At 40.6% G+C, this 1203-nt stretch carries 4 protein-coding genes; all 4 read right to left on the reverse strand.

Features of this window, described 5'->3' with window-relative positions:
• Window positions 1-174 (reverse strand): type II toxin-antitoxin system ParD family antitoxin (locus A3757_RS28220; RefSeq protein ID WP_082872187.1); only part of this gene is annotated, 174 nt, incomplete at its 3' end.
• A gap of 126 nt (window positions 175-300) precedes the next feature.
• The gene (locus A3757_RS27905; RefSeq protein WP_255374960.1) at window positions 301-432 is read right to left on the reverse strand and encodes a hypothetical protein; all 132 of its coding nucleotides are present in this window, start codon (window positions 430-432) and stop codon (window positions 301-303) included.
• A 74-nt stretch (window positions 433-506) separates the two neighbouring features.
• Window positions 507-656, reverse strand: coding sequence for a hypothetical protein (locus A3757_RS25950; protein WP_156490468.1), 150 nt, complete (start codon window positions 654-656; stop codon window positions 507-509).
• A gap of 68 nt (window positions 657-724) precedes the next feature.
• Entirely contained in the window at window positions 725-1057 is a 333-nt protein-coding gene (locus A3757_RS24330; RefSeq protein ID WP_068506955.1) for a zinc ribbon domain-containing protein YjdM, read from the reverse strand.
• Window positions 1058-1203 lie beyond the last annotated feature (146 nt).

The following is a 1203-nucleotide window of genomic DNA, read 5'->3' on the forward strand; positions in this document are numbered from 1 at the left end:
ATCTTTAATAAGCTGGCGTAATTCTGCTAGCTTTGATTCAGCGTAATGCTCTTGCAGAAGTCTCAAGCCAGCGCGAATGACTTCACTTTGGTTAGAGTAATCACCTGAACTAATCAGACCTTCAATAAAACCGCCTTGATCATCAGTAGGTCTAAATGTAACGGTATCTGCCATAACAAACCTCTTCGTAAGAATATGTCTTACAAATAAATTTACATGACTTTATTCAGGCTGGCAAGGAATTAACCAACACGGCTAAACAATAACTACACTTGAATTCGTTCAGCAAGATCAAGCGCATCATCTACTTCTACCGGTACCACTATTAGCACCGGTGATGAGGTAAGTCTTACCTTTAAGAGACTCGATTCGCTCAGGTGTCCAGCCTTTTGGGCCGAATTGATGTTTAGTAAATTGGCGGTTGGTAGACATTGCTTAAACTCCTTTATGTGTAAATAAGGAAATAAGGGGTCGGTGACAACTGATTCTTATTTGTCACCGACCCCTTAGACTCTTATACTAGTGCTGGCAATCAAATCGGCAACTAAATCGCCAATTAACAAACCCTCGTCCAGTCCCTCGGCCATAGAAAAGACATCACGGAACAGCACAATCACTTCTTGTGACTGAGCAGGCGTAAATTCAGATAAATTCATCAGACCCACCCTTCTAAAGATATAACGCGAGAATATCGAAGCTCTCCTATAGAGAGAGCCTATCAACGCTAAGCTTTTTTAACGTATTTCGGTGTCACTTTAAGCGCACCGATTCCAGGGATCTTACAATCAATATTGTGGTCATCAGAGCTTTCGATCAGGCGAATATTTTTGATCTTGGTGCCAACTTTTACGACTGAAGAAGAGCCTTTGATCTTAAGGTCTTTAATAACGGTAACACTATCGCCATCAGCTAACACTGCGCCATTTGAATCTTTTACAATCAAACGATCTTCATCTTCTTCAGCATTAATGGGCCATTCATGGGCGCACTCAGGACAAACAAAACTAGGGCCGTCTTCATAAGGGTATTCAGAATCGCACTTCGGGCAATTAGGCATAGATATTCTCTTTTAGGTTTCAACATGAATCTAACAATGAATCAGCCTGCCCTGGGAGCAAGCTTTAAAGTGTTATTATCTACCAATTAGCATTTAGAATCTTCTAAATAAGTAAGATCCTTTTATGTCGACACTTAGTTACACTT

This window comes from Oleiphilus sp. HI0117 (assembly GCF_001635235.1).

Coding starts and splice junctions, on each gene's coding strand:
- A3757_RS25950 (WP_156490468.1), bottom strand. CDS start 656: ATGAATTTATCTGAATTTACGCCTGCTCAGTCACAAGAAGTGATTGTG.
- A3757_RS24330 (WP_068506955.1), bottom strand. CDS start 1,057: ATGCCTAATTGCCCGAAGTGCGATTCTGAATACCCTTATGAAGACGGC.
- A3757_RS27905 (WP_255374960.1), bottom strand. CDS start 432: ATGTCTACCAACCGCCAATTTACTAAACATCAATTCGGCCCAAAAGGC.